Source organism: Rhodanobacter terrae (assembly GCF_042657005.1).
In the GTDB taxonomy this organism is placed as follows: domain Bacteria; phylum Pseudomonadota; class Gammaproteobacteria; order Xanthomonadales; family Rhodanobacteraceae; genus Rhodanobacter; species Rhodanobacter terrae.
The window spans coordinates 38089-60920 of sequence record NZ_JBHSNG010000008.1; the positions used below are offsets into that span (position 1 = coordinate 38089).

The following is a 22832-nucleotide window of genomic DNA, read 5'->3' on the forward strand; positions in this document are numbered from 1 at the left end:
TAGGAGCCTGTTCATGGAGCGGGAGCGGACAGCTCGATGCGAAAGACATAAGCGTATTCACCCGCGGGCTGCGCCGGCAGGTCCAGGTGCAGGCCGTCGGCCTGCTGCCGCCAGCTGACCTGCCGCCCGTCGGCCAGCAGCTTGACCGCGCGCACGCGGTCGCCGGGCTTGATCGAATGGATCACCGCCTTGCCGTCCTGCGGCCAGCCCATCTCGATCGCATAGAGCACGCCAGGCTGGGTGGTGAAACGGAAGTCCTGCGCGGTATACGGCTTGGTCTTGGTGTCCTGGAAAGTGCCGCCGACCACCTGGGTCGGCCCCTCGCCGAAGACCCGCCACGGCCGGCTGCCGTAGATCGCCTCGCCGTTGGCTTTCAGCCAGCGTCCGATCGCCAGCAAGGTGTCGCGCTCGCTGTCGGGAATGCTGCCGTCGGCACGCGGCCCGATGTTGAGCATCAGGTTGCCGTTCTTGCTGACCACATCGGCCAGCAGATGGATGAGGGTTTGCGGCGACTTGTACGTGTCGTGCTCGATATATCCCCACGACGCGTTGCTGATCGAGGTGTCGGTCTGCCAATGGGTGGAATGGATCCCGGTGAGCTGGCCGCGTTCGATGTCCAGCGTGCCGGCCCCTTCGGGGAAGTCGCCGAGCTTGTAGTTGACCACCACGCCGCCACGCCGGGCGCCTTCGTTGTAGTAGTAGGCCAGCAGCTTCGGCAAGGTATTGCGGAACGTCGGGTGGCCGATCCACCAGTCGAAATAGATCAGGTCGGGATGGTAGTCGTCGACCAGCTCGGCGGTGCGCGCCAGCCAGTCGTCCAGCCAGGCCTGCGAGACGTAGGTCCAGTCCCCCGCCAGGTCCTGGTCGTCCTTGCCGGGAATGCGCTGCTCGGCCGGGCCATACAACCCCGCGTACTTCGGATCGTTGACGTCCGAATCGAAGCGGCGGCCGCCGTCGAAGAACCAGTCGTGTTCGGCGCGGTGCGAGGAGACGCCGAAGTGCATGCCCTGCGCGCGGATGGCCTTGGCGAGCAGGCCGATGATGTCCTTGTGCGGGCCCATCTTCGCGGCCGTCCACTCCGACAGGCGCGAGTCGTACATCGCGAAGCCGTCATGGTGTTCGGCCACCGGCACCACATAGCGCGCACCCGCCTGCCGAAACAGCGTGGCCCAGGCCTGCGCGTCGAAGTGCTCGGCCTTGAACATCGGGATGAAGTCCTTGTAGCCGAACTTCGACTGCGGTCCATAAGTGGCGATGTGATGCTTGTAGTCGGCGCTGCCCTGCTGGTACATGTTGCGCGAATACCATTCGCTGCCGGACGCGGGTACCGAGTACACGCCCCAATGGATGAAGATGCCGAACTTCGCATCGTCGTACCAGGCCGGCGAACGGTATTGCCGCAGCGACGCCCAGTCGGCGCGAAACGGTCCCTTGTCCATGTCCCGGGCCACCTTGGCCAGGATCGCCTGCCGAGCGGGCGCGAATTTCGCGGTGGCCTTTTGCCAGAGCAGATCCGCGTCGCGGGGCGACAGCGTGCCCGCGGTAGGCGCCGTGGGCGACGTCGAGGCGGCATGTCCCATCGGGATCGCGGCGAGCAGAGCGCACAACATCAGCGAGCATTTCATGGGTGGGGCTTCTCCGGACCGGTGCTGGCAGGTGACGGCGCGGCGCCCGGGACGGCTGCCCGCGACGAAGGAAGGTGGACACGTTGCGTTGCAATCATTGCGCATCCACTTGACAGGCGGTGCGGCCGTGCCGGCAGCGGCATGGCGGGCATTCTGCACCGGCGAATCCGGAAAAAACCACCGACCGCGGAGGGGGAGGGAGGGCTTCCCGCCCGCGGCCGGTGTCCCACACGCGTCAAAGCTTGAAGTTCAGCCCCACCGAAAAGGTCCGCCCGTTCTTGTACATGCCGATCGGCGCGTACTTCACGTCGTTGTACCAGTAGTAGGTGGAATCGAGCAGGTTGGTCGCGCTCAGCGTCACGCCCATCCAGTCGTTGACCTGGTAGCTGGCGCTGATGTCGAGCTCCTTGTACTGGTCGGAGAACACCTGGGAGTCGAGCCGCCCGACCTGGGTGAAATACGGCGAGCGCCAGCTGTAATTGACGCGCACCATGTACGGGCCGTGCTCGTAGTACGGGATGATGTTGAGCGTGTTCTTGGACAGGAACGGCATGTTCAGCCCGGTGCTGGCGTCGGCATGGGCGTAGGTGTAGTTGGTCTGCAGGCCGAAGCCGTAGCCGAGATCCTGCTGGTACATCAGCGAGATGCCGCGCACCTTGGCGTTGGAGACATTCACCGGCGAGGTGATCGTGTACAGGTTGGTCTGGCCTGTGGTCGGATCGAAGAACGTGCGCTCGTCGGTGGTGTTGACGATGTAGTTGCCGATCTTGCGGTAGAACAGCTCGGTGGCCAGCAGGCTGGACGGCGCGAAATACCACTCGCCGGCCAGGTCGAAGTTGGTCGACGAATACGGCTTCAGGTCGGGGTTGCCCGCGCCGCCGGTGAAGTTGCCGCCCGTGCTGCTGAGCGACACGGACCCGGCCAGATCCGAATAGCGCGGCCGCGCGATCACCTTGGCCATGCCGAAGCGGACGACCTTGTCGTCGTCGATGTTGTAGGCGATGTTGAAGCTTGGCAGGGGCTTGTAATAACGGCTCTTGCTTTGCGCGAGGTAGTAGGCGCTTCCGCTGGTGGACTGGTAGTAGGTCGACTTGTCGGTCGTGTCCACATAGCGGACGCCGAAATTGCCGTGCAAGCCGAAGTCGGAGGCGTAGTTGAACTGCACGAAGAGGTCGCGCGTCAGCTCCTTCACCTTGAAGATCGACGGGTAGTTGACGTTGTACGGACCCTGCGGCTGGGCGTTGAGGTAGCTCTGCACCGCGCCGAGGTTGGCGGTCGGCCAGTTGACCAGGTCGCCGCTGGCATTGAGGCCGTCGTACAAGCCGCCGGGCGTGGTGCCGGGGTCGAAGCCGGTGAGCGAAATCGCGCCGGTGGTGTTGATGCGGTTGCCGCGCGAGAACTGGCTGTTGTCGTGATCGATGTACTTGCCGCCCATCTGCACCTGGTTGATCGGACCCCACTCCAGATCGCGGCTGGCGTCGAACTGCGCGTATTTCTCGTTGTCCTTGGTCGTCTCGTAGTAGATGCCGCCGGCCTGGTACTGGCCACCGATGCTCGAGTCGCCGGGCACCGAACCGGCCGGTGCGGCGGGCAGGCCCCAGTTGCCGGCCGAACCATTGTCGTAGTTGACCCCGGTGTTCTTGCCGTCGTACGAGAAGTTGTAGCCGCCGGACTGCAGCAGATACTTCATAAGGTACTCGGGATCCTTGCCGCCCCGCGCTGAGGTGTAGCCGACCTGGCTGGTGAGCACCCATTTGTCGCCGTTGTAGTCGTGGCGCAGGTTGAGGCTCTTGGTGGTGACCTTGGACATGCGGTAGTTGGCGTCCAGCTCCGCATAAGGTTGACCATTGCCGGTAGCGGACGACACCGTGGCCTGGGTGATGTAGCCGTTGTTCTGGGTCAGGTCGGTGATCTTGCCCAGATCGCCGCAGCCCGGGCACACGTAGCGCGACTCGCTGTAGTTGTTGTACTTGCCCTTGACGTAGATGCCGGTGAGGTTGAACTCGTTCTTGTCGTCAGGCCGCCATTCGAGGGCGGACTGGATGCCGTCGCGCTGCCGCGTCTGCTGGAAGTAGGAGCTGTTGATTCCTACCGGCACCTTGTCGGTGGCGATATTGCCGCTGCCGGTCACGTTGGCGGTGGCAGGAACCGAATTGCCCGTGTTGATAGAACCGTCGCTGTTGTAATTGACGCCATGGGTGTAGCCGAAGAACTCGATACCCGCGCGCGACAGGTTTTCCTTGTCGTGGGTCAGCGCGGTGAGGAAGCCGAAGCTGCTGTCGCTGTTCTTCCAGCTCCACAGCACCGAGCCGCGCGGGTTGCCGTCCTTGGAGCGGTCGTTGTAGTTGTAGCCCAGCGAGCCGCGCAGCGTGTTCGCCGGCAGGTCCAGCGGCTTGCGGGTATGGATGATCACCGTGCCGCCGATGCTGCCCTCGTCGATGCGCGCTTCGGGCGACTTGTAGACTTCCATGTTGCCGATGATTTCCGGCGACAGCAGCGTGTAGTTGAAGGTGCGGCCGCTGGTGTCGGTGGGATTGCCGCCCCAGTCCCCCGAGGCGATGGTCTGGCCGTTGATCAGCACGCGGTTGAGCGCCGGATCGGTGCCGTTGATGCTGACCTTCTCGCCCTCGCCGAACTGGCGGTCCACCGAGATGCCGGGCAGGTGCGCCAGCGACTCGGCCGCGTTGGTGTCCGGAAACTTGCCGATGTCCTCGGCGCTGATGGCGTCGACGATGGCGTTGGCGTTGCGCTTGATGTCCATCGCCTTCTGCAGGCTTTCGCGATAGCCGGTCACCGTCACCGTCTGCAGGTTCTGCGCCTGTTTTTCCTGAGCACGCTGCTGCGGCGTCTTGGTCTTGGCGGTAGCGTCGGCGGCCGGCGCAGCGGCCGTCGACGCGGAAGTGGTGTCCTGAGCGTATGCGGCCGCAGCCAGCCCCCACAGGATGCTCGCGCACAGAAATGTCTTGCTGATCTTCATTGGATTTTCCCCGACCCCGATTCGTTGGTCATCGCGAGCCATCCCTTTTGGAGGGCTCGCATGCGGCACTCTCACTTGCTTGCTGGTGGAACTGCAGCGCCGGCAAGGGCGCAGGCCCTGCGCTCGGCGCACCCTCGGCGCGGACATTCAGATACCAGCTGGCGGCACCGATCACGCCGAGCTGGCCGTGGTCCACCACCCGAATGGGGACCTTGTTGAGGAACGGGCGCATCACGCCCTTGTCGAGGAAGCGCTCGACCAGCGGGCTGCGCCGCATGAAATCGACGATCTGCGACAGGAAGCCGCCAGCCAGATAGACGCCGCCCTTGGCGCCGTAGAGCATGGCCAGGTCGCCCGCGAACGATCCCAGCCAGCCGCAGAACATCGCGAGTGCCTCGCTCGCCATGTCGTTGCTGCCGGCGAGCGCGGCGGCGGTGATGGCAGGCGGTTCGTCGAGGACCGGATAGCGATCGCGTACCGCACACAGCGCCGTATAGAGCCGGTGCAGACCTGGGCCGGACAGCACCACCTCATATGAGGTGTGGCTGTCGGGCAACGCCATCTGCTCGAGCACTTGCTGCTCCAGGCCCACGCGCGCCGCCAACTGGATCTGGCCGGCCTCGGTCGGCAGCACCCGGGGCGGATCGCCGGGAAGCCAGACGGCGGCGCCCAGGCCCGTGCCCGGACCGATGATCGCGACGGGGCCGGTCTCCGGGTCCGTCGTCAGCGGAACCGCCTTGAGCGTTGCCGTGTTGCTGGCATCGAGGTGCGCCGTGGCGTACGCCAGCGCTTCGAAGTCGTTGAGAAAGCGGATGCCGTCGAATCCCAGGATCTCGGCCATCGCCGCAGGCATGACCGGCCACGCCAGATTCTTGTTGACCACCACGCCCGCATGCACGTAGCCGGCGCAGGCCAGCACCAGTTCGCGCGGCTGCACATCGAGCTCGGCGCAGAAGCAGCGAACGATGTCGGTCAGATGAGGATGGTCCGCGCAGCGGTAGGTGCGATAGGCGAGCAGCTCCGGTGCGCCACGTTCGCGGCGCGGCGAGACCAGCCCCAGCCGCGCATGCGAGCCACCGACGTCGGCAGCGACGAAAGGCTGCGGTCGGGCGCCGCCGCGCGCGAACGTCCCGGTGTCCGCCATCGCTGCGGCCACAGACCGCCGCGAGGCTCGCGCCACCCTTGCCGAAGTGGCGGTCATGCGCCGCGGCCCCAGCGTGAAACGCGCTGGGACGGGTCCCTGATACCGCTGTTCTGTCGCATCGGGAGTTGCATGTTCGCACCACGAATGCTTGTTGCCGGGTTGCTGCAGGTTCGCCCATCTGTTCACTGGCGAAATGAAGATTTATATATATCTTTAGATCGTGACAAGCTGCACTGCAACATAATTGTCGTATGACCGCCAACAAACTCACATATAAACCTGAGTTTTATCTATACACAAAGACGCAAATACGCGATCATGAACACGCCGCGCTGAGCCGGTGAGGCCCACGCTCCGCTGACGCAGTACTCGAAGGCATCAGGAGTGCTCAATGACCGCATCCGCTAGAACAGAAGATCCGGGCAAGGCCGCAACCGGCCTGCGCGGACGCCCGCTTTCGCGGCTGTCCTTCGGCGGTGCGCCGATCGGCAATCTCTACGAGTCGGTCGATGACACCATGGCCGCCGCCGCGGTCATGCACGCGTGGCAGCAAGGCATCCGGCATTTCGACACCGCGCCCTACTACGGCTACGGGCTCAGCGAGAGCCGGCTGGGCGCCACGCTGCAGGGGCTTGACCGCGACAGTTACACCTTGTCGACCAAGGTCGGCCGACGCATCGAAGCGGACGCGGGACGCTCGGATCATGCCGACGGCTTTGTCGTCGACGGCCGGCGCGCCTGCTTCGACTACAGCCGCGATGGCGTCATGCGTTCGCTGGAAGCCAGCCTCAAGCGTCTGCGCACCGACCATGTCGAGCTGCTGCTGCTGCACGACATCGGCGCCCTGACCCACGGCGCGCATCATCCACAAGTGTTTCGCCAGGCGCTGGACGAAGCGCTGCCGACCATGGCCGAGTTGCGCGCCCAAGGGGTGTGCGGCGCGATCGGCATCGGCGTCAACGAGGAGGCGATCTGCCTGGAGCTGATGCCGCGCTTTCCGCTGGACGCGATCATGCTGGCCGGCCGCTATACGCTGTTCGAGCAGCAGCACAGCCAGGGAGTGATGGCGATGGCGATGGTGCAAGACGTGGCGATTCTGGCCGCGGGACCTTACAACTCCGGCCTGCTCGGCGGCGCGACCACACCCGGGCATTTCTACAATTACGCGCCCGCCGACGATGCGGTGCTCGAAAGGGCCCGCCGCTTCTACGAGGTCTGTGCGCAGGCCGGCAGCGAGGTCGGCGCGGCCGCCTTGCAGTTCCCGCTGGCGCATCCGGCGGTGGCGAGCGTGGTTTGCGGCCTGCGCTCGGCAGCCGAGGTCGACAGCGCGGTGACGCGGCTGCAAGCCGGCGTCCCGGCCGCGACCTGGAGCGCGTTGCGCGCGGCCGGCCTGTTGCTCGACGGCGCGCCCACGCCGTGATCGTCGTCGACGCCCACCAGCATTACTGGCAGCCGGCGCGCGGCGACTACGGCTGGCTGGCGCAGGCCCCGGCGGCGCTGCAACGATCATTCCTGCCGGCCGACCTGCGCCTGCAGCGCGAGGCCGCCGGCGTGCAGTTCAGCGTGTTGGTGCAGGCCGCGCCCAGCGAAGCGGAGACACGTTACCTGTTCGGGCTGGCGCGGCAGGATCCGGCCGTGGTCGGCGTGGTGGGCTGGGTCGACCTGGAAGCCGCGGATGCCTGCGCACGAATCGAGTCGCTGAAGCGCGATGGCGATGGCCTGCTTTGCGGGCTGCGGCCGATGGTGCAGGACGTCGTCGATCCGGACTGGCTTTCGCGTGCAGCGCTCGATCGCGCGTTCGACTGCATGCAGGACCTGGAGCTGGCGTTCGACGCCCTGGTCACGCCATTGCAGTTGCCGGCGCTGTGCCGGCGGCTGGCCCGGCATCCGCAACTTCACAGCGTGCTCGACCACGCAGGCAAGCCGCCGATCGCCCACGGAGACGACGGCCAGTGGCTGGAGTGGATCGACGAACTGGCGCAGCAGCCGCAGCTTCACTGCAAGCTGTCCGGACTGCTCACGCTGCTCGATCCGGGCATGCACGAGGACGCCATCGGCCCCTGCGTCAAACATCTTTTCGACCGCTTCGGTGCATCGCGGCTGCTGTGGGGCAGCGACTGGCCGGTGCTCACCACGCACGCTGACTATAGCCACTGGCTGCGCCTGGCCCAGACGCTGACCCAGCGTTACGCACCGGGCCGCCAGGCCGATGTCTTCGGCGCCAACGCCATGCGTTTCTACGCGCTGGACGCCTCCATTCTTTCGTGACTACCGCAGGACCTGTCCATGACTTCTCATCGCATCACTCACTTCCTCGCGCATTTCTCCGCCGTGCCGGCCGGAGCTCTCGCATGAGCGGCCGGCTGTCCGGCAAGCACGCGCTGCTCACGGCCGCGGGCGCCGGCATCGGCCGCGCTACCGCCCTGGCCTTCGCCCAGGCCGGCGCGAGCGTGCTGGCCACCGACATCGATGGAGACGCGCTCGCCAGCCTGGCGGCGGAGCATCCGTCGATCACCACCCAGGTACTGGACGTGACCGACCCCGCCGCCATCGCCGCGCTGGTCGGCACCGCGGGGTCGATCGACGTGCTGTTCAACTGCGCCGGCTACGTGCATGCGGGCACCATCCTGGAGACCGACGAAGCCAGCTGGAAGCGATCGTTCTCGATCAACGTCGACAGCATGTTCCACCTCTGCAAGGCGGTACTGCCAGGCATGCTCGAGCGCGGCGGCGGCAGCATCGTCAACATGTCTTCGGTGGCGTCCAGCATCAAAGGCGTGCCCAACCGCTTCGCCTACAGCGCGACCAAGGCCGCGGTCATCGGCCTGACCCGGTCGATCGCCGCCGACTTCGTGGCTCGCGGCGTGCGTTGCAACGCGATCTGTCCGGGCACCGTGAAAACCCCTTCGCTGGAGCAGCGCGTGCGCGCGCTCGGCGGCGATCAGGAGGCCGCGTGGCGCAGCTTCACCGACCGCCAGCCGATGGGCCGGCTGGGCCGGCCGGAAGAAATCGCCGCGCTGGCGTTGTACCTCGCTTCGGACGAGGCCTCGTTCACCACCGGCACCATCCACGTCGTGGATGGCGGCTGGTCCAACTGACCGGAACACACTCATGAAACTCGCCCGCTACGGCAACCCCGGCCAGGAAAAGCCCGGCATCCTCGACGCCGACGGCCAGCTGCGTGACCTTTCCGCGATCGTTGCCGACATCACCGCCGACGTCCTCACCCGCGACGGGCTGTGCCGGCTGGCCGCGATCGACCCCGCCACGCTGCCGCTGGTCCCCGGCACGCCGCGTTACGGTGCGCCGGTCGCGCGGGTCGGCAAGATGCTCTGCGTGGGTTTGAACTACGCCGAGCATGCCGCCGAAACGAATACGCCCCTGCCGGAACAGCCGGTACTCTTCATGAAGGCCACCAGCGCGATCGTGGGCGCCAACGACGACTTGATGATTCCCCGCGGCTCGGTGAAGACCGACTGGGAGGTCGAGCTCGGCATCGTCATCGGCGACGTCGCACGCGATGTTTCCATCGACGAGGCGCTGGCCCATGTGGCCGGTTATGCGGTGATCAACGATGTCTCCGAACGCGAGTTCCAGCTCGAACACGGCGGCCAGTGGGTGAAGGGCAAGAGCTGCGACAGCTTCGGCCCGATCGGTCCGTGGCTGGTCACCGCCGACGAGATCCCCGACCCGCAGAAGCTGTCGCTGTGGCTCGAGGTCAACGGCCACCGCTACCAGAACGGCAACACCCGGACGATGGCGTTCGGGGTGGCCCACCTGGTGAGCTACATCAGCCGCTACATGACCTTGCTGCCGGGCGACGTGATCAGCTCGGGCACGCCTGCCGGGGTCGGCCTCGGCCAGCATCCGCCCACGTATCTGCGCGCCGGCGATGTCGTCGAGCTCGGTATCGAGGGCCTGGGGCGTCAACGCCAGCAGGTGGTCGCCCATCCCGCCGACGCAGTCCGCTCCTGAACGCGTATCTCCTTTCTTTCGCCACCAATCCTTCCGGCATTCTGGAGGCCGGACACCCATGGTAAAAATTACCGCGCTGGAAACGCACGATGTCCGCTTTCCGACCTCGCGTGCGCTGGATGGATCGGACGCGATGAATCCGGATCCGGACTATTCGGCCGCCTACGTGGTGCTGCGCACCGACAGCCCGGATGGGCTGTGCGGCCATGGCCTGGTGTTCACCATCGGCCGCGGCAACGACGTCCAGACTGCAGCATTGGCCGCGCTGGCTCCGATGGTGGTCGGGCAATCGGTCGAGGCGATGATCGCCGATCTGGGCAGCTTTGCCCGGCGGCTCACCGGCGACTCGCAGCTGCGCTGGCTGGGACCGGAAAAAGGCGTGATGCACATGGCCATCGGCGCGGTCATCAACGCTGCCTGGGACATGGCGGCACGCCATGCGGGCAAGCCGCTGTGGCGATTCATCGCCGACATGACGCCGCAGCAAATCGTTTCCCAGATCGATTTCCGCTATCTCACCGACGCGCTCACCCCGGACCAGGCGCTGCAGATCCTGCGCGCCGCCGAGCCGGGCAAGGCCGAGCGCATCGAGCGCCTGCTCGCCGAAGGCTATCCGGCCTATACGACGTCGCCCGGATGGCTGGGCTATTCGGACGACAAGCTGCAGCGGCTCGCCCGCGAAGCCGTCGAGGAAGGCTTTCGCACGATCAAGCTCAAGGTCGGCCTCAGCCTCGATGACGACATCCGGCGTTGCCGCCTGGTTCGCGCCGCGGTCGGCCCGGATATCGCCGTCGCGATCGATGCGAACCAGCGCTGGGACGTGCAGCAGGCGATCGATTGGCTGTGGCCGTTGAAGGAGTTCGGCCTCGCCTGGATCGAGGAGCCGACCAGCCCCGACGACGTGCTGGGCCACGCGGCGATCCGTCGCGGCGTGGCACCGACTCCGGTCTCCACCGGCGAGCACACGCACAACCGGGTGATGTTCAAGCAGCTGTTCCAGGCGCAGGCGGTGGATCTGGTGCAGATCGACGCCGCCCGCGTGGGCGGCGTCAACGAGAATCTGGCGATTCTGCTGCTGGCGGCGAAGTTCGGCGTGAAAGTGTTCCCTCACGCCGGCGGAGTCGGCCTGTGCGAGCTGGTGCAGCATCTGGCGATGGCGGACTTCATCGCCATCACCGGCAAGAAGGAGGACCGCGCCATCGAATTCGTCGATCACCTGCACGAGCATTTCATCGATCCGGTAACGATCCGTGCGGGCCGCTACCTGGCGCCGACCCGGCCGGGTTTCTCGGCGGAAATGCATGCGCGCTCGATCGCCGAATACACCTTTCCCGGCGGTATCGTATGGCGCGATCTTCCCGCGGCCGAAAGCGCCTGACGACATGAGCGAACCCGTCACCAACATCATGGACCTGCGCGCGCTGGCACGGCGGCGTGTGCCGCGGGCGTTCTTCGAATATGCCGACCGCGGTTCGTACGACGAGTCCACGCTGCACGAGAACCGGGCCGCGCTGGCGCGGCTCCGGCTGCGCCAGCGCGTGATGATCGATGTCGACAACCGTTCGCTGGCGACCGAGATCGTGGGCCAGCCGGTCAGCATGCCGCTGGCGATCGCACCCACCGGATTGACCGGGCTGCAGCACGGCAGCGGCGAAATCCATGGCGCGCGCGCCGCTGCGCGTGCCGGCATTCCGTTCTGCCTGAGCACCATGTCGATCTGCTCGATCGAGCAGGTTCGCGCTGCCACCGACACGCCGTTCTGGTTCCAGGTCTACGTGATGCGCGACCGCGGCTTTACGCGCGAGCTGATCAGTCGCGCGCGCGAGGCAGGCTGCTCGGCGCTGATGCTCACCGCCGACCTGACCGTGCAGGGACAGCGTCATCGCGAAATCAAGAACGGCCTGGCGGTGCCGCCGAAGATCACCTTGCGCAATCTCTTCGACATCGCCAGCAAGCCGCGCTGGGCATGGAACGTGCTGCGCGCGCCGAGCCGCTCGTTCGGCAATCTGGAGGGCCGCATCGGCGGCGCCGACAGTCTGACCACGCTGGCGCAGTGGATCGCCAACCAGTTCGACCCGACGCTGAGCTGGCAGGATCTGGCATGGATCCGCGAGCTATGGCCCGGCAAGCTGATCGTCAAAGGCATCATGGATGCCGAGGACGCGCGCCTGGCCGCCGAGCACGGCGTGGATGCCATCGTGGTTTCCAACCACGGCGGCCGCCAGCTCGACGGCGCGCCCGCCACGATCGACGTATTGCCGCAGATCGTCGACGCGGTCGGCGGCCGGATCGAGGTGCTGTTCGACAGCGGCATCACCAGCGGGCAGGACTTGCTCAAGGCGCTTGCCCTGGGCGCGCGCGCCGGCCTGATCGGCAAGGCGTTTCTGTATGGGCTGGGCGCCATGGGCGAGGCCGGCGTGACCCAGGCGATCGAGATCATCCGTCGCGAATTGAGCGTGACGATGGCGCTGACCGGGCAGCGCGACGCGCGCTGCATCTCGCCGGATATTCTTCTGCGCTGAGTGGTTCCCCCAAGGAGCGAAGTCCTGCGGCCCAACAAATGCCGCGGCTCCTTTGTCGCAACAACTTCCTTGTGGGAGCGACTTCAGTCGCGATGGCCGCGGCAGCGGCCTGTATCGCGGCGCAGCTGCTCATTCACAACTGGACGGCGCAGCGCACTGCGTGCGCTTCGCGACTGAAGTCGCTCCCACAAATGAGTCGCGATCAGTCCGCCGGTCGACCGCCACACTCGGCCAGGTTGAAGATGCGCGTCATCGGCACCCACTTCTGTCCCGGCGCGGCCCATGGCAGCGGCTGCTGGAAGGTATCCATCAGCGCCTCCCAGACCTGCACGCGTTCGTTGGCGGCGTCGGCCGCCGCCTTGCTTGCCGCGTCGTAGCCCGCACCGGTTTCCATGGCCATGACCAGGCGATTGCCGGTGCGGAAGATCTCCATCGACTCGATGCCGGCCGCGCGTATCGAAGCGACGACTTCGGGCCAGATGGATGTCGCCTTGTGCCAGCGCTCGTATTCGGCGATGGCTTGCGGGTCGTCGCGCAGGTCGAGGGCGAAATAGAACCGGGCCATTTCAGTGCTCCATCGGCCGCGCGCCGGCCCAGTGGCGGCTGGCGAACAGCAAGACCATGACAAAACAGCCGGCCGGCACCAGCATCGCGTGCGCGATGCCGGCGACATCCGAGGTCGCGCCCATCGCCGCGGTCAGCACGGCGCCACCGATGATGGCCATCACCAGCACCGCGGAACCGAACTTGCGTTCGGCATCGTCACGGCCTTCGACGCCCAGCGCGAAGATGGTGGGATACATCACCGACATGAAGAAACTGCACGCCACCAGCGCATAGATCCCGACCTGGCCGGGCACGAACACCGCCGCCAGCGCCAGAACGATGTTGATCGTCGCGAAGGTCGCGAGCAGGCGCGCCGGCTGCAGGTATTTCATCAGCGCCGCGCCGGCGAACCGGCCGACCATGAAACACACCAGCGACGCGGTGAGGAAGTTGGCCGCGCTTCTCGCCGGAGTACCCGGCACGGTGGCCTGCACGTAGCGGATCAGGTAGCTCCAGACGCCCACCTGCGCGCCGACGTAGAAGAACTGCGCCGCCACTGCCGCCATGAAGCGGCCGCTGCGCAGCAGCCGCCCCAGCGTGCCGTGACGGGCAGCCGCGTGCTCCTGCGGCGCGACGCTGGTATCGGGGAAACGGGTCAGCAGGATGATCACGGCCCAGCCGATCACCACCAGGCCGATCACCAGGTAAGGCCACTGCACGGCAGCGGCCTCCTGCAACAGATAAGCATGCCGTTGCGCGAGACTCATCGCCGCCTGCTGTTCCGGCGTGTGTTCGATCCCCGAAAAGATGAAGAGCTGGCCGATCAGCACGCCGGAGATCGAGCCCAGCGGGTTGAAGGCCTGCGCCAGGTTGAGCCGGGCCGCCGCCGTTTCCGCCGGACCGAGCAAGGTCACCAGCGGGTTGGCCGAGGTTTCCAGGAAGGCCAGGCCGCTGGCGATCACGAACAGCGCGAACAGAAAGATGCCGTACGTCGCCGAGGCCGCCGCCGGCCAGAACAGCAACGCGCCGATGCCGTACAGCGTCAGGCCGAAGACGATGGCGCCCTTGTAGCCGAACCGCCGCATGAAGATGCCGGCCGGAATCGCCACCAGGAAATAGCCGAGATAGAACGCGCTCTGGACCAGGCCGGCCTGGAGGTCGGAAAGCGTGAATGCCTTCTTGAACTGCGCGATGAGCACGTCGTTGAGGTTGTTCGCCACACCCCAGAGAAAGAACAGGCTGACGACCAGGATCAACGGCAGCAACCGCGCGGATGCCGCGGCCGAGGGCCTCGCGTCGAGAGTGGCGGTGGTCGCCTGCGACATGTCTTGCTCCGGATTTGGCGTTGGCAAGGTGTATTCGTGCAAATATGAACTTATTATTCATTGGCATAACAAGGTGCAGCGCAACATCCTGTTCCGGCCGGCCGGACACTGCGTACACTCCGCAGGCCGTGGCGCACGCTGCCGTCGTTGCGGCAAACTCGATCCCGTCCCATCGCTGCGAACCCCATGCCCAAAGCCACTCCCAAGTATCGCGCCCCCGCCCTCGACAAGGGGCTGGACATCATCGAGCTGCTGGCCGCGGCGTCGGCACCGATCAGCATCAGCGAGATTTCCGAAGGCGTCGGCCGCTCGCGCGGCGAGATCTTTCGCATGCTGCAAGTCCTGGAAGAGCGCGACTACATCAGCCGCGGCGAGGGCGACAGCGGCTATTCGATCACGCCGCGCCTGTTCCGGCTGGGGATGGAACAGCCGCCGGTGAAGAGCGCGGTGGAGACGGCCTTGCCGATCATGCACCGGCTGGCCGACCAGGTGGATCAGGCCTGCCACCTGGTAGTGCCGTCGCGCGAACAGATCGTGGTCATCGCCCGGGTCGATCCGCCCGGCGATGTCGGCCTGGTGGTGCGGGTCGGCCATCGCCGGCCGCTGTCGCAATCGGCATCGGGCCATGTGCTGCTCGCCTGGCAAAACGACGAAATCCGCGAGCGCTGGCTGGACGTGATGGCCGAGTACGAGCCCAAGCTGGATCGCCGCAAGCTGCTGAAAGAGGTGCAGCTGATCCGCAGCCGCGGCTATGCCAGCAACGTCAGCAGCGAGGTCGACGGGGTTACCGATCTCTCCGCCCCGATCCTGGAACACGACCACGCCGTGTGCGCGTTGACGGTGCCCTTCATCGAGCGCCGCTCTTCGTCGACCGGCATCGAGGCCGCGCGGAAATATCTGCAACAGGCGGCGGCCGATATTTCGGACGCGCTGCAATACGGCAGTCCTGCGCGCTCCGGCTCCGCGTAGCACGCGGCGCGCGGACGGTTACGGAACGGCGGTATCGGCACGGAAGTTCCTGGCTGTCCCCAATCCTCGCAGGCGATGAATCACGTTTAGATGTTGCGCCGCTCCGCTGAGCGGCTACCGCCGCGGCACGCGCACCGATACGCCGCGGATTCGCCGATGCGAAGTCGCTCAGCCGGCGACATCGAACTGCAGTGAACTGAAGGCGCCCGCGCGGGTGAGTGCGGTTATCGTATGTTTGCCGGGTTGCGCCAGCGTCAGTGTCATCGGCGCCGCGTTTTCGCTGGTGCCTTGCAGTCGTCCGTCGAGCAGCCATTGCACGGTGCCTTGTGCGCCCAGCGCCTGCAGGGTGACGCGTAGCGGCTGGTCGCTGTGCGGTGCGCGACGCAGGCTGGCGCCGTTGCTGAGGCCGGCGATGCGGATCGGGCTGGCGACGTCGAGCGAGTCGGCGGCACAACCCGGCGCGAGTGGCGGCAGCGCCGAACTGGCGCGGTCGTCCACGCTCAGCCATGGTGTGGCGAGTGCGGGCCAGCGTGCGATCTGCAGCGTGCGCTCGTGGCTGGCGTGGCAGGCACCGCTGAGGCGCCCGCCCCTTCCGTCGACGCGCAAGGTGACCAGGCCGGCGGTCCACGCGCCCAGGTCACGCTCGGCGAACGTGGGCGGCAGCGCGCCGTCGAGTACCCATGCCGTGCGGTGCTGACGGCACTGTGCCGGCGCGGTGGCGTCGGCCGCGCCGCCGAGCGGCCAGCAGATGTCGACCGCGCGCACGCTGGCCGGCTGCGCCGCATGCGGTCGGCCGCCCCGTTGCGGCAGCATGTCGACGATCTGGAACAGCAGCGGCAGCGCAGTCACCGCGCCGTACTGGCCGGGTGATGGCGTGCCGTCCGGACGGCCGATCCACACGCCGACGGTCCAGCGGTCGATGACGCCGAGCGCCCAGGCGTCGCGGTAGCCGTAGCTGGTGCCGGTCTTCCATGCCACCGAATTGTGGCGGTTGATGGCGCCGGCCAGCGGCGCGCCTTCGACGTCGGCCGGATTGCTGGCCATGATGTCGCGGATGATCCATGCCGCGCCCGGCGACATCAGGCGGCGTGGCTGCGCCGGTTGCTGCTGTGTGTAGCGCGGCGCGCCGGCGATGCCGCCGTTGGCGAACGCGGTGTACGCGCCGACCAGGTTTTCCAGCCGCGTGGCGGCGCCGCCGAGGATGATGGCGAGGTTCGGCTTCGCACCGTCCGGCAGGCCCAGGTCGATGCCGCCGTTGGCCAGCCGTGCCATGAAGCGGGCCGGGCCGACCCGATCGAGCACGTCCACCGCCGGCACGTTGAGCGAACGCTGCAGCGCTTCGGCCGCACTGACCGGGCCGCTGAACGCCTCGTCGAAATTGCCTGGCTTGTAGCCGCCGAAATCCTGCGGCGCGTCGACCAGCAGGCTCTGCGAAGTGATCAGCCCGTCGTCCAGCGCGAGACCGTACAGGAACGGCTTCAGCGTCGAGCCGGGCGAACGCGGCGCGCGCACCATGTCGACGTGACCCAGTCTGACCGGATCGGCGAACTCGGCGGTGCCGACATAGATGCGCGCCTCCAGCGTGGCGTTGTCGACCACCAGTACGGCCGCCGAAGTGCGCGCGGGCAATCGCGACAGGTACGCGGTGACCCTGTCCTCCGCGGCGCGCTGCAGGTCGGCATCGATGGTGCTGACGAGGCGCCGCGCCAGCGGCTGTTGCTGGTGCAGGCGCTCGGCCAACAGCGCGGCGGACAACGGCGCGCGCAGCGAACGCGCGACCACCGGCTCGACCGCCGCGTCGCGCACCTGTGCGGCGCTCCACACGCCAAGATCGCGCATGCGCTTGAGCACCTTGTCGCGAGCGGCGCGAGCGGCTTCGGGGTGGCGATCCGGACGCAGCCGGCTGGGCGACTGCGGCAACACCGCCAGCAGCGCGGCTTCGGCGCGCGAGAGCTGGCTGGCCGGTTTCCCCAGGTACGCCCACGAAGCCGCCTCGACACCTTCGATCGGGCCTCCGAAGGGTGCGTGGTTGAGATACAGATCCAGGATTTGCGCCTTGCTCAGATGCGCCTCGAGCTGCAGCGCACGGAAGATCTGCACGAGCTTTCCGCCGAACGTGTGCGGACGCAACCAGCCAGAGCCGGGCTCGATGATCTGCGCCACCTGCATGGTCAGGGTCGAGCCGCCCGACACGATATGCCCGTGCCGCAGTCCGCCGGCGAGGCCGCGCATCAACGCATACGGATTGACACCGGGATGCCGGTAGAACCGGCGGTCCTCGTAGTGCAGCAGCGCCGCGAGATACAGCGGCGAAACCCGCTTCGCGGTGGTCGGATAACGCCACACGCCATCGCTGTCGGCGAATGCGCGCAGCGGCGTGCCGTCACGCGCCAGCACCACCGTGCTGCCGGTATCGGGCGCAGGCAGATGCAGCGGAAACAGACGATCGAGCAGCAACGCGGTCAACAGCAGTGCGGGCGGGACGACGCCCAGCACACGCAGCCAGCGCATCGCGCGGGCGCTTCTGGGCCAAACCGGCGCCGGTCGATCGGTATTGCTCATGCTGTACGCCGTAGTCCCCTCTGTGCGTGTGTGTAGGAGCCCGCTGGCGGGCGATGCTCTTGTTTTGATTTTTCCTATCCAATCATCAGAGCGAGAGCATCGCCCGCTAGCGAGCTCCCACCGGGGCGGGCGGCTCAGGGCTCGACCACGGTGATCTGCGCGGGCACCGGCTTGCCGATACCGCGCACGGCCGGGCGATACATGTCCTCCACCAGCGGCGGCGGCACGGTGTAGACACCGGGCGTGACCGCGCGCACCAGGTAGAACACGTGGGTCGCGTCGCCGCGCTGCAGCTTCAGGGCAGCGGCATAGCGGTCGTCGCGGTATTCCTCGTGCACGATGTCGGCGGAGCCGCTGTGCTGGGCGAGGTTGATGCCATCGATCACCACGCCTTCCCACTGTCCGGCGCTGCCGAGGTTGAGGTTTTCCACTTCGAGCCCGCCGGGCAACAGATCGGTGACCATCGCGTCGGGAATGTTGATGCGCGCCTCGATGCTCAGCTCGACGATCAGCGTGTCGCCTTCCTTGAGCGTGTCGCCGGTCCACGGTTTGCCGTCGGTGGTGAAGTAACTGCGCCGCACGTCGATCTGGCTTGGATCGGCTGCCGGCGCCTTCTGCGGAATGCCGGCCACATCGAGCGTGGCGAACACCGTGGCGCCGCCGGTGGGTTGCACGGTGACGCCGCCGGCGAGCTCGGCCACGCTCAGCTCGCGGGTCCACATGCGTTTGCCCGCCGGCGCCTGCTCGGTCTTGCCGCCCGCGCTTACCGATGCCGCCAGCGGCGCATCCGCGGCTGCATCGAACGCGCGGGCGACGCGGGCGATCGCCACCTGCTCCTGCGTGCTCAGATACGACCACGACCAGTGGTAGTACGGGATCTTCTGCTGCATCTCGTGCTCGCGCACGCTGGCGTTGCGCGCCCAGTCGATCAGCTTGGCGTCGTACTCGGGCTTGCTCATGCCGTAGCTGTGGGTCAGCGCGACCATCACCGCGAGATCGCGCAGATCCGAGCCGTAGTCGCCGACATACCATGGGCGCTCCTTGCTCCACGCGAAGGCTTCGGCGATCGCCTTCTGCGCGCGCTCATTGTCGCCCATCAACTTCAGCGCGATGCCCAGGTGCACCAGCGGCAACGGTGCCACCAGCTTGCTGCGGTCGTTGTCGAAGATCGCCCTCAGCGTGCCCAGCGGCGCGCGGTCGACCCGCGCCAGCACGAAGCCGGAGTAGGCCTCGTCGGCGATCCGCAGGTGATCGTGCTGCTCATAGTCGTAGTACGCATGACCGCCGGCGAGCAGATCGTCGCTGAGCCGCTGCAGCGATTTCTGCAGCACGTCCTGCGGCACCGCGAAGCCGGCGTCGCGCGCGTCGAGCATGAAGTCGACCACGTACGGCGTCATGAACGTCTCGATCGGGCTGGTGCCGCCCCAGAAACTGAAATGGCCGTTGCTGGCCTGGAACGAGGCGATCCGCGCCAGTGCGCCGTCCACCGCGCCCTTGCGCACGTTGTCGGCCGTCGGCGGCACGCCGAGCGCCTTGGCCGTCTGGCCGTCCAGAATCAGCGCGGCATAGCCCTTGCTGGTGGTCTGCTCGATGCAGCCGTATGGATACTTCAGCAGGTCACGCAGCGCCGAGTTGTACGGCAACGGCGGCAGCGTGCTGAGGGTGAGCTGGGCACGCACAGTGGCCGGCAACAGGCCGGCGGCCGCAGCGGTATCCAGATGCACCGGCTTGCCGCCCTCGATCGCCATCGGCACGGTTTTCACCTGCTCCGGCCACGCCGGCCGCACGGCAAATTCAAAGTGGCGGTCGACTTGGTAATCGTTGAGTTCGGCATGGATGTCGACCTTCGCCACCGCGGCACCGGCGCCGGCGGTGACCGGCATGCTCAGCGTCTTGCCGGCGCCGTCCTTCAGCGCCACGCTTTGCGTCGCGTTGTCGATGTCGATCAGGCCGTCGCCCTTGACCGTGACCTTGGCCACGCCGTTCTTGCCGGAAAGATTTTTCAGGTCGAGACTGATCCGCGCCTTGTCGCCCGCGGCCATCACCCGCGGCGTGCTCGGCTCGACCACCAGCGGCGCGCGCACGGTGATGTTGCCGTCGGCGTTGCCGTAGCGCGCATCGGTATACGCCAGCGCGGACAAGCGCAGGCTGCCGTTGAAGTCCGGCACGTCCACCTGCAGCGTGGCCTTGCCGCTGGCGTCGAATGCGGCCGGCCCCGCGAACAGGTCCACGATCTGCACTTTCGGATTGAGCCGCGCGGCATGCGGCATCGCCTTGCCGCTCATGTCGCCGCCGTAGCGCAGCTTGGCCTCGGTGCCGTCCATCGCCTCGATCAGCCGGCTGTACAAGTCGTACGCGTCGGTGGCCAGCGAGCGCTTGGCGAACAGCCAAGCCCACGCATCGGGCACCGGGTAGTTGGTGATGTTGAGCACACCCTGGTCGACCGCCGACAACGTGACGTACGCCTGCTTGCCGGCCAGGCCGTCGGCCTGCACGGTCACCTTGAGCGGGTTGCCCGGACGCATCATCGCCGGTGCGTCCAGCTTCAGCGGGATGCGCCGGTCGGTGCGGTCCATGTTGACGTGTTCGATGCCCATCGAGCGCGCCGGCGTGGTGTGTTCGTCGGCCGCGCCGCCACGGAACACCAGCGCCACCACATAGACGTCGTGGCGTTCCCAGTCCCTGGTCACCGGGATGTCGAAGGTGGCGCCGGCGGTGGCATTGATGTTTTTGGTGTAGAGCAGATGATCCGATTCGACCAGCAGCACGCCGGGGCCGTCATGCGGCGGCGTCACGCTGACCTTCATGGTGTCGCCGGCGCGATAGCGCGCCTTGTCCAGCTGCAGCTTGACCTTGTCGGGGCGCGCTTCCTTGCCGAGATTCTCGTCGTCCCAGCTGTAGCCGGCGAAGAACGGGAAGGTGGTGGTCAGCTTGGTCTGCGGGTCGTACACCTGCAGCTGGTAGCCGCCCCATTGAACCGGGAAGTCGAGCTTGACGCGCTGGCCGGCGGCGACGTCGACATCTTTTTCCTCGACCAACTGGAGCTGCTGGTTGGCGGTGGATTTCCAGTTGTCGCCGTGTTCGTACAGCCAGTAGAAATCGCGCAGCTCGCGCTGCAGCCGCACTTTCAGATGCGAGCCGGCAACCAGCTTGCCGTCGACGTTCGCGCGCAAGACTTCGAAACTCGCCGTGCCTTCGCTTTCGGAGCCTTGTTTCGGATCGAACAACGGGCGCACGCCGACCAGCTCCGGCGCCGGCCAGTACACCCGCTTCAATACGCGGGTGACCGCGCGGCCGCCGCTTTCGTACACGCTGCCGGACAGGCTCACCGCGAACGGTGCCACCGGCTTGACGTCATCGGGCAGGCTGACATCCTGTTCCAGCTGGCCGTGTGCATCGAGCTTGGCATCGACCGCATCGTCGGCGCTCTTGGGCAGGTCGATCAGCGGGTCGCCGAAGAACGTATCCGGCAGGTTGGCGAGCGGGTGCACTTCCGGCGCGACCAGCAGCTTGGCGGTGAAACGGTTGCCGTCCGCCGGCGCGCCATACAGATAGCTGGAAGCCACCTTGAGCTTCAGCGGCTCGTCCGGCATCAGGCGTGCCTGCGGGCTGGACAGATCGACTTTCAGCCGCTCCGGCAGAAACTCCTCGACGTGGAACGGGAAGGCCTGCACCGATTCCTTCGAAGCGGGATCGAGGCGGAATTCCAGCTGCCACAGACCGGTCGGCGCATCGGCCGGAATCGCCTGGCTCAAATCGAAATAATTCAGCTCGCGCGGCTCCATCCGCTTGTCGATCAGGCTGCGCCCGTCCGGCTGCTTCAGCCGCACGAACAACGACTGCTGTTTCATCGGCATGCCGTCGTAATCGCGCAGCAGCGCCGACACGCGCAGCGTCTCGCCTGGCCGGTACAGGTCGCGGCCGGACCACGCATACACCTCAAACGGCGCCTGCTTGCGCCCGGTGATATCGAAGTTGGAAACGTCCAGCGCGGGCCGGTTGAACGGCAGCACCGAGACATCCTTGCCGTGCCGCGCGATCAGCACGTCGGTCGCGTCGATCTTGTAGGCGATCAGCGCATTGCCGCTGGCGTCGGTGGTGGCCTTGAGTTTGCTGTTGCCGCCCGCGCCGTCGATCTCCACCGCCACGCCGCTTACCGGGGAACCGTCGCGCAGCGAGGCGACGTGCAGCAACACGTTGTCGCGATACACGCGAAGATGCAGCCCGAGGTCGCTGACGAAGAACACCGAGGTGTCGTACGAACTCTTGAACGTGCCGCCCTGCTTGATCACCGCCATGTACACGCCGGGCTCGGCGAGCTGCCTGATGTCCTGCACCGGCAGGTAGGTCACCGCACGCTCGTTCTCGGCGCCGCCCAGGGTGTAATGGTTGGCGTAGACCGAGTCGGCCATGTCGGTGATCGGACGGCGCGTGCGCGTGCCGCTGTCGCAGTTGTTCCAGGGGCTGATCTCGTGATCGAGCTCGTAGCTGTCGCGATGCTTGTTGGCGGGATAGGCGCAATACAGATCCGACAGTGCGTCATCGTGCACGCGGAAAAATTCCACATCCGCGTCGTGCACGTTCATCGACACCACCGGCAGCCCGCGCGTGCCGCGTGCCGGCAGCACGCTGCCGTGCGAGGCGAAACCCACCGCCGGCGGCAGATTGCCGGAGTACACGTCGTGCTTCAGCTCGCGCCCCAGCGTGTGGCCATCCGCGGCCAGCAGGCCGGCATGCAGCTGCACCGCGTAACGCTGGTTGGCATTGACGAACGGAAAGCTCAGCGTCTTGCCGTCGGGCTTCAGGCTCCAGCTGCCGCTGACCACTTCGCCGTTCGGCCCGGTCACCGCGATCTGTTGGTCGAACGTCTGCGCCGATGCCAGCGGCGCGTTGAATTGCAAGGTCAGCGCGCTGCGTGAATCCTGCGTTTCCGAACTGGCCGATACCAGCGCGAAGGCCGACCTGCCGGCCGCCTCCGCAGACTGCGCCGAGGCATTGCTGGCGGGTACGCCCTGCAATGTGGGTTTGCCGCCGTCGTGGCTGCGGTTGCAGGCCGCCAGCAGCAGGCCGAGCAGCAACGGAAACAGCGCGCGCGACAGCACGCTTTTCGACAGCAGACGGCGCGAAAAGCACTCGAACGATTGAACTGACATGTGACCCCTCTCCCTAGGATTGCATAACAGTATT

14 protein-coding genes are annotated in these 22832 nt (G+C 66.7%); 7 read left to right on the top strand and 7 right to left on the bottom strand.

Translation table 11 applies throughout. The annotated features are described in order from the left end of the window. Positions 1 to 11: 11 nt before the first annotated feature. The 3 genes from ACFPPB_RS09560 to ACFPPB_RS09570 all read right to left on the bottom strand — a co-directional run bounded on the left by ACFPPB_RS09560 (position 12) and on the right by ACFPPB_RS09570 (position 5803). A complete protein-coding gene (locus ACFPPB_RS09560) occupies positions 12 to 1625 on the bottom strand; it encodes an alpha-L-fucosidase (RefSeq protein ID WP_377326534.1) in 1614 nt (537 codons plus the stop codon). A gap of 235 nt (positions 1626 to 1860) precedes the next feature. Continuing rightward, positions 1861 to 4602, bottom strand: a complete 2742-nt coding sequence (locus ACFPPB_RS09565; protein ID WP_377326535.1) for a TonB-dependent receptor — start codon at positions 4600 to 4602, stop codon at positions 1861 to 1863. Between the two features lie 28 nt (positions 4603 to 4630). Continuing rightward, positions 4631 to 5803, bottom strand: a complete 1173-nt coding sequence (locus tag ACFPPB_RS09570) for a glucokinase (protein ID WP_377326536.1) — start codon at positions 5801 to 5803, stop codon at positions 4631 to 4633. Between the two features lie 334 nt (positions 5804 to 6137). On the opposite strand from ACFPPB_RS09570, the gene ACFPPB_RS09575 reads away from it, so the two are divergent. The 6 genes from ACFPPB_RS09575 (at position 6138) to ACFPPB_RS09600 (ending at position 12243) form a co-directional block, all read left to right on the top strand. Continuing rightward, a complete protein-coding gene (locus ACFPPB_RS09575; protein WP_377326537.1) occupies positions 6138 to 7166 on the top strand; it encodes an aldo/keto reductase in 1029 nt (342 codons plus the stop codon). After that, complete coding sequence (locus tag ACFPPB_RS09580; protein ID WP_377326538.1) at positions 7163 to 8014, top strand: amidohydrolase family protein; 852 nt, start codon at positions 7163 to 7165, stop codon at positions 8012 to 8014. The genes ACFPPB_RS09575 and ACFPPB_RS09580 overlap by 4 nt, the downstream gene beginning before the upstream one ends. Positions 8015 to 8097: 83 nt before the next feature. After that, positions 8098 to 8844, top strand: a complete 747-nt coding sequence (locus ACFPPB_RS09585; protein ID WP_377326539.1) for an SDR family oxidoreductase — start codon at positions 8098 to 8100, stop codon at positions 8842 to 8844. 13 nt (positions 8845 to 8857) lie between these two features. Further along, complete coding sequence (locus ACFPPB_RS09590) at positions 8858 to 9721, top strand: fumarylacetoacetate hydrolase family protein (RefSeq protein ID WP_377326540.1); 864 nt, start codon at positions 8858 to 8860, stop codon at positions 9719 to 9721. Between the two features lie 58 nt (positions 9722 to 9779). Continuing rightward, on the top strand, positions 9780 to 11099 hold the full coding sequence (locus ACFPPB_RS09595) for an L-fuconate dehydratase (protein ID WP_377326541.1): 1320 nt from the start codon (positions 9780 to 9782) through the stop codon (positions 11097 to 11099). 4 nt (positions 11100 to 11103) lie between these two features. Continuing rightward, positions 11104 to 12243: an alpha-hydroxy acid oxidase gene (locus ACFPPB_RS09600; RefSeq protein ID WP_377326542.1), complete on the top strand. Its 1140-nt coding sequence runs from the start codon at positions 11104 to 11106 to the stop codon at positions 12241 to 12243. Between the two features lie 202 nt (positions 12244 to 12445). Here the strand turns inward: ACFPPB_RS09600 and ACFPPB_RS09605 are convergent, their stop codons facing one another. Together ACFPPB_RS09605 and fucP are read right to left on the bottom strand one after the other, a co-directional pair. Continuing rightward, positions 12446 to 12808, bottom strand: a complete 363-nt coding sequence (locus tag ACFPPB_RS09605; RefSeq protein WP_377326543.1) for an L-rhamnose mutarotase — start codon at positions 12806 to 12808, stop codon at positions 12446 to 12448. 1 nt (position 12809) lies between these two features. Beyond that, positions 12810 to 14114 (bottom strand): L-fucose:H+ symporter permease, encoded by a 1305-nt coding sequence (gene fucP, locus ACFPPB_RS09610; RefSeq protein WP_377326544.1) that lies wholly within the window; start codon positions 14112 to 14114, stop codon positions 12810 to 12812. Between the two features lie 186 nt (positions 14115 to 14300). Between fucP and ACFPPB_RS09615 the strand changes: the two genes are divergently transcribed. Continuing rightward, complete coding sequence (locus tag ACFPPB_RS09615; RefSeq protein WP_377326545.1) at positions 14301 to 15083, top strand: IclR family transcriptional regulator; 783 nt, start codon at positions 14301 to 14303, stop codon at positions 15081 to 15083. 168 nt (positions 15084 to 15251) lie between these two features. Here the strand turns inward: ACFPPB_RS09615 and pbpC are convergent, their stop codons facing one another. Beyond that, a complete protein-coding gene (pbpC, locus tag ACFPPB_RS09620; protein WP_377326546.1) occupies positions 15252 to 17645 on the bottom strand; it encodes a penicillin-binding protein 1C in 2394 nt (797 codons plus the stop codon). 134 nt (positions 17646 to 17779) lie between these two features. Further along, positions 17780 to 22798 (bottom strand): alpha-2-macroglobulin family protein, encoded by a 5019-nt coding sequence (locus ACFPPB_RS09625; protein WP_377326547.1) that lies wholly within the window; start codon positions 22796 to 22798, stop codon positions 17780 to 17782. Between the last annotated feature and the right edge of the window lie 34 nt (positions 22799 to 22832).

What these genes read in the sequence shown, in the direction of transcription:
- ACFPPB_RS09590 (WP_377326540.1), top strand. Translation starts at nt 8,858, where the DNA reads ATGAAACTCGCCCGCTACGGCAACCCCGGCCAGGAAAAGCCCGGCATC.
- fucP (WP_377326544.1), bottom strand. Translation starts at nt 14,114, where the DNA reads ATGTCGCAGGCGACCACCGCCACTCTCGACGCGAGGCCCTCGGCCGCG.
- ACFPPB_RS09625 (WP_377326547.1), bottom strand. Translation starts at nt 22,798, where the DNA reads ATGTCAGTTCAATCGTTCGAGTGCTTTTCGCGCCGTCTGCTGTCGAAA.
- ACFPPB_RS09575 (WP_377326537.1), top strand. Translation starts at nt 6,138, where the DNA reads ATGACCGCATCCGCTAGAACAGAAGATCCGGGCAAGGCCGCAACCGGC.
- ACFPPB_RS09615 (WP_377326545.1), top strand. Translation starts at nt 14,301, where the DNA reads ATGCCCAAAGCCACTCCCAAGTATCGCGCCCCCGCCCTCGACAAGGGG.
- ACFPPB_RS09565 (WP_377326535.1), bottom strand. Translation starts at nt 4,602, where the DNA reads ATGAAGATCAGCAAGACATTTCTGTGCGCGAGCATCCTGTGGGGGCTG.
- ACFPPB_RS09585 (WP_377326539.1), top strand. Translation starts at nt 8,098, where the DNA reads ATGAGCGGCCGGCTGTCCGGCAAGCACGCGCTGCTCACGGCCGCGGGC.
- ACFPPB_RS09595 (WP_377326541.1), top strand. Translation starts at nt 9,780, where the DNA reads ATGGTAAAAATTACCGCGCTGGAAACGCACGATGTCCGCTTTCCGACC.
- ACFPPB_RS09600 (WP_377326542.1), top strand. Translation starts at nt 11,104, where the DNA reads ATGAGCGAACCCGTCACCAACATCATGGACCTGCGCGCGCTGGCACGG.
- ACFPPB_RS09570 (WP_377326536.1), bottom strand. Translation starts at nt 5,803, where the DNA reads ATGACCGCCACTTCGGCAAGGGTGGCGCGAGCCTCGCGGCGGTCTGTG.
- ACFPPB_RS09605 (WP_377326543.1), bottom strand. Translation starts at nt 12,808, where the DNA reads ATGGCCCGGTTCTATTTCGCCCTCGACCTGCGCGACGACCCGCAAGCC.
- pbpC (WP_377326546.1), bottom strand. Translation starts at nt 17,645, where the DNA reads ATGAGCAATACCGATCGACCGGCGCCGGTTTGGCCCAGAAGCGCCCGC.
- ACFPPB_RS09560 (WP_377326534.1), bottom strand. Translation starts at nt 1,625, where the DNA reads ATGAAATGCTCGCTGATGTTGTGCGCTCTGCTCGCCGCGATCCCGATG.